This is a genomic window from Sulfitobacter sp. 1A15258 (genome assembly GCF_043557045.1).
GTDB classification, from domain to species: domain Bacteria; phylum Pseudomonadota; class Alphaproteobacteria; order Rhodobacterales; family Rhodobacteraceae; genus Sulfitobacter; species Sulfitobacter faviae.
Genome location: NZ_JBIFFK010000003.1, coordinates 450683 through 456913 on the forward strand (window position 1 = coordinate 450683; position 6231 = coordinate 456913).

The 6231-nt window shown below is 60.7% G+C and carries 6 protein-coding genes; 3 read left to right on the plus strand and 3 right to left on the minus strand.

Going from position 1 to position 6231, the window contains the following annotated elements; translation table 11 throughout:
* Window positions 1-3: 3 nt before the first annotated feature.
* A complete protein-coding gene (locus tag ACGYK9_RS09535) occupies window positions 4-318 on the minus strand; it encodes an orotidine 5-phosphate decarboxylase (protein WP_067265831.1) in 315 nt (104 codons plus the stop codon).
* Between the two features lie 355 nt (window positions 319-673).
* Between ACGYK9_RS09535 and clpB the strand changes: the two genes are divergently transcribed.
* Window positions 674-3289, plus strand: coding sequence for an ATP-dependent chaperone ClpB (clpB, locus tag ACGYK9_RS09540; protein WP_394409964.1), 2616 nt, complete (start codon window positions 674-676; stop codon window positions 3287-3289).
* Window positions 3290-3499: 210 nt separating this feature from the next.
* Here clpB and ACGYK9_RS09545 read toward each other — a convergent pair whose 3' ends face one another.
* A complete protein-coding gene (locus ACGYK9_RS09545; protein ID WP_394409967.1) occupies window positions 3500-3937 on the minus strand; it encodes a DUF302 domain-containing protein in 438 nt (145 codons plus the stop codon).
* A gap of 123 nt (window positions 3938-4060) precedes the next feature.
* On the opposite strand from ACGYK9_RS09545, the gene msrP reads away from it, so the two are divergent.
* Both msrP and msrQ read left to right on the plus strand, forming a co-directional pair.
* Window positions 4061-4966 (plus strand): protein-methionine-sulfoxide reductase catalytic subunit MsrP, encoded by a 906-nt coding sequence (msrP, locus tag ACGYK9_RS09550; RefSeq protein WP_394409970.1) that lies wholly within the window; start codon window positions 4061-4063, stop codon window positions 4964-4966.
* Between the two features lie 64 nt (window positions 4967-5030).
* Entirely contained in the window at window positions 5031-5678 is a 648-nt protein-coding gene (gene msrQ, locus ACGYK9_RS09555) for a protein-methionine-sulfoxide reductase heme-binding subunit MsrQ (RefSeq protein ID WP_394409973.1), read from the plus strand.
* A gap of 217 nt (window positions 5679-5895) precedes the next feature.
* On the opposite strand, the gene ACGYK9_RS09560 is transcribed toward msrQ, so the two are convergent.
* Window positions 5896-6231, minus strand: a 336-nt coding sequence (locus ACGYK9_RS09560) for a hypothetical protein (RefSeq protein WP_394409976.1), incomplete at its 5' end; no start/stop codon positions are given.

Below are 6231 nucleotides of genomic sequence, written 5' to 3' on the forward strand. Positions count from 1 at the left end.
GGGTCAAGCCGCGTCGCGACCGGGGAGGTGCATGACCTCTTCCAGCCAACGCAGCGGGTCGAAGCTGCGGCGTCCGGCCCGCTGTGCGGGGACGTGGCGCAGGACTTCGGAACTCAGGCCACGCTTTTGTGCGTGGCGGCGAAGTGCCTGACGGGACAGCCCGTCGGCGGCATCGTGGTATGACATGGTGATCGGGGCATCGATGGCGCAGGCGTAACGGCGCAGCTGCTCCCCGTCTTGGACGGTCACCAGCGCTTCGAAACACTGAGTGGCCGCATTATAGGTGACATCTGTCAACTGGATCGGGCGCGTCTGCATCGTTTCACCTCTTGCGTTCTTCTGAACCTTGGCAGGCTGCTTCGTCCTGCTCTCCTCTGCTGGGTAAACGCGAGAGGTGGCAAAATGGTTTCATTATGGTTACAGCTTCTGTGGATAAAGGTTAACAATGTATTTATATCAGTAACATAGGGATGTATTTTATGTCTCAAAGTTGCCGTATTTTTGCCTTATTGGCTGATTTCTTCCTATTGGCGGCGCCGCTCTCGGCGGTATTTTGCATCTGGATGGTCTTGAACCGGCAACACCGCTTCCCAAATTGATACCGAGGCTCAGACCGCCGCGTGCCACATATCGGGCGCGGCATTTTAGAGCGCTTGTAGAAAAGGAGAGACCCATGGACTTGAGCAAGTTCACGGAAAGATCGCGCGGCTTCATTCAGGCGGCGCAGACCATTGCAACACGGGAAAGCCACCAGCGGCTGGCCCCGGAACATGTCCTCAAAGCGTTGTTGGATGACGACCAAGGACTTGCGCGGAATCTGATCGCCGCGTCGGGCGGCGACGGTGCGCGCGTGGTGCAGGCGCTTGATTTGGCGCTTGGCAAGATCCCAAAAGTCACCGGCGATGCAGGGCAGGTCTATCTGGACGGCACCACCGCCAAGGTGCTGGCCGAGGCCGAAGCGATTGCCAAGAAAGCAGGCGATAGTTTCGTCACTGTCGAGCGCATTCTGACCGCGCTGTGCATGGTGAAATCCGGCGCGAAGACGGCGCTGGAAGCGGGGCAGGTGACCGCCCAAAGGCTGAACGCCGCCATCAATGATGTGCGCAAGGGCCGCAAGGCCGACAGCGCCACCGCCGAAGACAACTATGAGGCGTTGGAGAAATACAGCCTCGACCTGACCGCGCGGGCCGAAGAGGGCAAGATCGACCCGATCATTGGCCGGGACGAAGAGATCCGCCGTGCCATGCAGGTATTGAGCCGCCGCACCAAGAACAACCCTGTGCTGATCGGTGAGCCGGGCGTCGGTAAGACCGCCATCGCCGAAGGCTTGGCGCTGCGCATCGTGCATGGTGACGTGCCTGAGAGCTTGCGCAACAAGCGTCTGCTCGCGCTCGACATGGGGGCGCTGATCGCTGGCGCGAAATACCGTGGTGAGTTCGAAGAGCGTTTGAAGGCCGTGCTAACCGAGGTGACCGAAGCCGCGGGCGAGGTGATCCTCTTCATCGACGAGATGCACACGCTGGTCGGTGCCGGTAAGGCCGATGGCGCGATGGATGCGTCGAACCTGCTGAAGCCTGCGCTGGCGCGGGGGGAATTGCACTGTGTCGGTGCCACCACCCTCGAAGAGTACCGCAAATATGTTGAGAAAGACGCGGCACTTGCGCGGCGGTTCCAGCCGGTGATCGTGCAGGAGCCGACGGTGGAAGACACCGTCTCGATCCTGCGCGGTATTAAGGAGAAGTACGAGCTGCACCACGGCGTGCGCATCAGCGACACCGCGTTGGTCGCGGCGGCGACGCTGAGCCATCGCTATATCACCGACCGTTTCCTGCCCGACAAGGCGATCGACCTGATGGACGAGGCGGCAAGCCGCCTGCGGATGGAGGTCGACAGCAAGCCCGAGGAACTCGACGCGCTGGACCGTCAGATCCTGCAGCTGCAGATCGAGGCGGAAGCGCTGAAGAAGGAAGACGATGCCGCGTCCAAGGATCGGCTGGAGGCTTTGCAAAAAGACCTCAGCGATCTGCAAGACCGCAGCGCCGAGATGACAGCGCAGTGGCAGGCCGAGCGTGACAAGCTCGCCGGGGCGCGTGACATCAAGGAGAAGCTCGACCAAGCGCGGGCCGAACTCGACATCGCGAAACGCGAAGGCAACCTCGCGCGCGCGGGCGAGCTATCTTATGGCGTGATCCCGCAGTTGGAACGCGACCTTGAAGCCGCCGAGGGCCGTGAGGATGACATGATGGTCGAAGAGGCCGTGCGCCCGGACCAGATCGCCTCCGTCGTTGAGCGCTGGACCGGCATTCCTGCGGGTAAAATGCTTGAAGGTGAACGCGACAAGCTGCTGCGGATGGAAGAGCAGTTGCACGACCGGGTGATCGGGCAGAACGCCGCCGTGAAGGCCGTGGCCAATGCGGTGCGCCGCGCGCGGGCAGGGCTCAACGATGAGAATCGCCCGTTGGGCAGCTTCCTCTTCCTCGGGCCGACCGGTGTGGGCAAGACCGAGCTGACCAAGGCCGTGGCCGAGTTCCTCTTCGACGATGACAGCGCCATGGTGCGCATCGACATGTCGGAGTTCATGGAGAAACATGCCGTGGCCCGTCTGATCGGTGCCCCTCCGGGCTACGTCGGCTATGACGAGGGTGGTGTGCTGACCGAAGCGGTGCGGCGTCGGCCCTATCAGGTCGTGCTCTTCGATGAGGTCGAAAAGGCGCATCCCGATGTCTTCAACGTGCTTTTGCAGGTGCTCGACGATGGTGTGCTGACCGATGGTCAGGGCCGCACGGTCGACTTCAAGCAGACGCTGATCGTGCTGACCTCCAACCTCGGGGCGCAGGCGCTGAGCCAACTGCCCGAGGGCGGCGATATGGCGGCGGCCAAGCGTGACGTGATGGATGCGGTCCGGGCGCATTTCCGGCCCGAGTTCCTGAATCGTCTGGACGAGACGATCATCTTTGACCGTCTGGGTCGCAAGGACATGGACGGGATCGTCGATATTCAGATGGCACGGCTGCTCAAGCGACTTGCGGGGCGGAAGATCACACTCGATCTCGACGACGCCGCGCGAAAATGGCTGGCGGATGAGGGCTATGACCCGGTCTTCGGGGCGCGTCCTTTGAAGCGGGTGATCCAGCGTACCGTGCAGGACCCGCTGGCCGAGATGCTCTTGGCCGGGGATGTGAAGGACGGCGACACCGTCACCGTCCGCGCCGGGGCCGATGGCTTGATCATCGGCGATCAGGTGGCCGCGTCGAACCGGCCCAAGCCGGATGACGCAACGGTGCACTAAACCTTAATAGATGAAGAGAAGGGCCGGGTTTTCCGGCCCTTCTTGCGATCGGAGACAGAAACTTTTCGCCCGGAGGCGCGCCGGGCATCGCTCTCTCTTCCCCCGGAGGGCGATCTTGTGAGATTTTCTCATGGCAGATCGCCTGCGTGCCATGCGGAGCCTACGCTCAAATTTAAGAACCTGACGCCCCCAGAAAGGGCGATGTCCTTTTCACTCTTCCCCGATCGCCTCTTTCACGATCTTGTCGAGCAAGCTCTGCACCTCTTGCATCGCGCCATCGGGAAAGGCGCGGTAGCCGATGGTCACCTCTTCACTCTCGGGCAGTTGCATGACGAAAATATCGTAGGGGCAAAAGCCGATGTTCATCACATCCGCCTCCATCACCTTGCGCGACAGCGCGGCCGAGCAGAAGCTGAACACCTCCGCCGCCTCGAACAGCACCACGTCAGAGCCGACATCGGCGCGGGTGCGGTCGAGCATCTCACCGACATGGCTGACATTCTCGGGGATGAGCCCTTGGTTCAGGATCGCGTTCTCCACCCCGAAGGTTACATCGCCAAAGCTTTGGTCGCTGGTATAGGTGACCATCTCATCCGCTTGGGCGGCGCTGGCCCAAATCAGACCGGCGGCGAAAAGAAAACGGATCATGGCGGCACTCCTTTGAATAACGGCGCCTGACATTCCAGTGTGCTGGCTGAAATCCGGGCGAAAGGATTTGGCGCAACTTCCGGCGGGCGCTAACTTTGCATGAGTATAGTAGGGAGCGCTGAAATGGCCAATCGCTGGATCAATCGACTGACGGACCGTGACGTGACCGATGAGGCGCAATACCTCAACCGGCGGCAGATCATGGGCGGTGCGATGGCGGGGCTGGGTCTTGCCGGGCTGGGGCAGGGGGCCGCGGCCCAAGAGGGGCTGACCCCGAATGACTACGAAGACATCACCCAATACAACAATTACTACGAGTTCGGCACCGGTAAGGACGATCCTGCGAAATACGCAGGCGCGCTGACGACCGCCCCTTGGACCGTGACCATCGCGGGCATGGTCGACAAGCCCGGCGACTACGCTTTCGAGGATATCATGAAGGCGATGACCATCGAAGAGCGCATCTACCGGTTGCGCTGTGTCGAGGCGTGGTCGATGGTGGTGCCGTGGAACGGATTCGAACTGGCCGATCTGCTCAATATGGCCGGGGTGCAATCCGGCGCGAAATATGTGGCTTTTGAAACCGCCTACCGCCCCGAAGAGATGCCGGGCCTGCGTTTCCCCGTGCTTGACTGGCCCTATGTTGAAGGGCTGCGGCTGGATGAGGCGATGCACCCGCTGACGATCATGGCCACCGGCATCTATGGCAAAGACATCCCGAACCAGAACGGCGCGCCGCTGCGGTTGGTCGTGCCGTGGAAATACGGGTATAAATCCATCAAATCCGTGGTGCGCATCACGCTCACCGACACGCAGCCGCCCACCAGTTGGAACAAGGCCGCGCCGCGGGAATATGGTTTTTACAGCAATGTGAACCCCAAGGTCAGCCATCCGCGTTGGTCGCAGGCCGATGAGCGCCCCATCGGCGGCGGGCTCTTCGCACGGCGCCAGCCGACGCTGATGTTCAACGGCTACGAAGAAGAGGTGGCGTCGCTTTACGAGGGTATGGACCTGACGGCGAACTTCTGATGCCTGCCGCGATATATATGCCACGTCCTTTCGCCCAAGCGCCGCTCTCTGGCGTGGCCGCAGCATGACGCGCCTGACCGAGGCCCTGAACAAAGCCGCCCGCCGCATCCCGGCCTGGGCTGTCTATCTCCTGCTGGCCCTGCCCATCCCATGGTTCTTTTACCAAGGGCTTGCCGGCGGGCTGGGGCGCGATCCGGTAAAGGGGCTCGAACACCTCTATGGCCTCTGGGCGCTGCGCCTACTGATCGCCGGTCTGGTGATCACCCCGTTGCGCCGGGTATTTGGGGTGAACCTGCTGCGCTTTCGCCGGGCGCTCGGTGTGATGACCTTCGTCTATGCGCTGGCGCATCTGACTGTCTGGGCGCTGCTCGACGTGCAGGGGCTGTCGCGTATCTGGGCGGATATTATCAAACGTCCCTATATCACCATCGGCATGGCCGGGTTCCTCTGCCTTGTGCCGCTGGCGGCCACATCCAACAATTGGTCGCTGCGGAAGCTGGGGGCGCGTTGGCGCAAGCTCCACCGGCTGACCTATGTGGCAGCGCTCTTGGCAGCACTACATTTCCTATGGCTGGCGAAAGGGTTTCAGCTAGAGCCGCTGGTCTATGCCGGCCTTGTCGCGGCGCTTTTGATCTATCGGCTGCCGTTAAGGGGCCTTTGGCAGAAAGGCCCGCGGGGATGGGCGACTCGGAAAGGGCAACAGGGGTCATGATTCACGCGTCTGAAACGCGCGATTCCGGGCTGTGGCATGTGGATAACTGATGGCGTTAACATAACGAGGGCATATTAGGAGAGTTTGCGTTAACCTCTGCAGTATCTCGCATGCCATAACGCCTTGTTTTTACCTGATTCTATAAGGCTTTCACAAAAACTGCACAAAACTTCAAAAAACGGCTTGCGGCTTTGTCTCACTAACCTTAGAACCCCCTCTACCGGCGGCGCTGAGACGCACCGCTGGGGCGCCAGACGGGGCGGACGGCAGCGGAGACGCGGTGGTTCGGATCACGAGGCGGATAAGAATTCGAGGTATTAGAGGCGGGGCGCGCCAAGAAGTTAGGGCGCATCTCAGTTTCTTTTGTCTCAACGCTGTTTGAAAATTTGATATCTGAAGAGATATGTGGGCGGTTTGGTTCATTCGATGGATCAACGTCTGTATATCGCGCTCTTAGGGTTTCGGCCCGATGATGGAGTGTCAGCTTCACTGTTTGGACGGCTTTCGCTACTTTGTAGCTGAAGCACAACAAACAGAGAATGGTCTGCATCTT

What these genes read in the sequence shown, in the direction of transcription:
- msrP (WP_394409970.1), top strand. Translation starts at nt 4,061, where the DNA reads ATGGCCAATCGCTGGATCAATCGACTGACGGACCGTGACGTGACCGAT.
- clpB (WP_394409964.1), top strand. Translation starts at nt 674, where the DNA reads ATGGACTTGAGCAAGTTCACGGAAAGATCGCGCGGCTTCATTCAGGCG.
- ACGYK9_RS09535 (WP_067265831.1), bottom strand. Translation starts at nt 318, where the DNA reads ATGCAGACGCGCCCGATCCAGTTGACAGATGTCACCTATAATGCGGCC.
- ACGYK9_RS09545 (WP_394409967.1), bottom strand. Translation starts at nt 3,937, where the DNA reads ATGATCCGTTTTCTTTTCGCCGCCGGTCTGATTTGGGCCAGCGCCGCC.
- msrQ (WP_394409973.1), top strand. Translation starts at nt 5,031, where the DNA reads ATGACGCGCCTGACCGAGGCCCTGAACAAAGCCGCCCGCCGCATCCCG.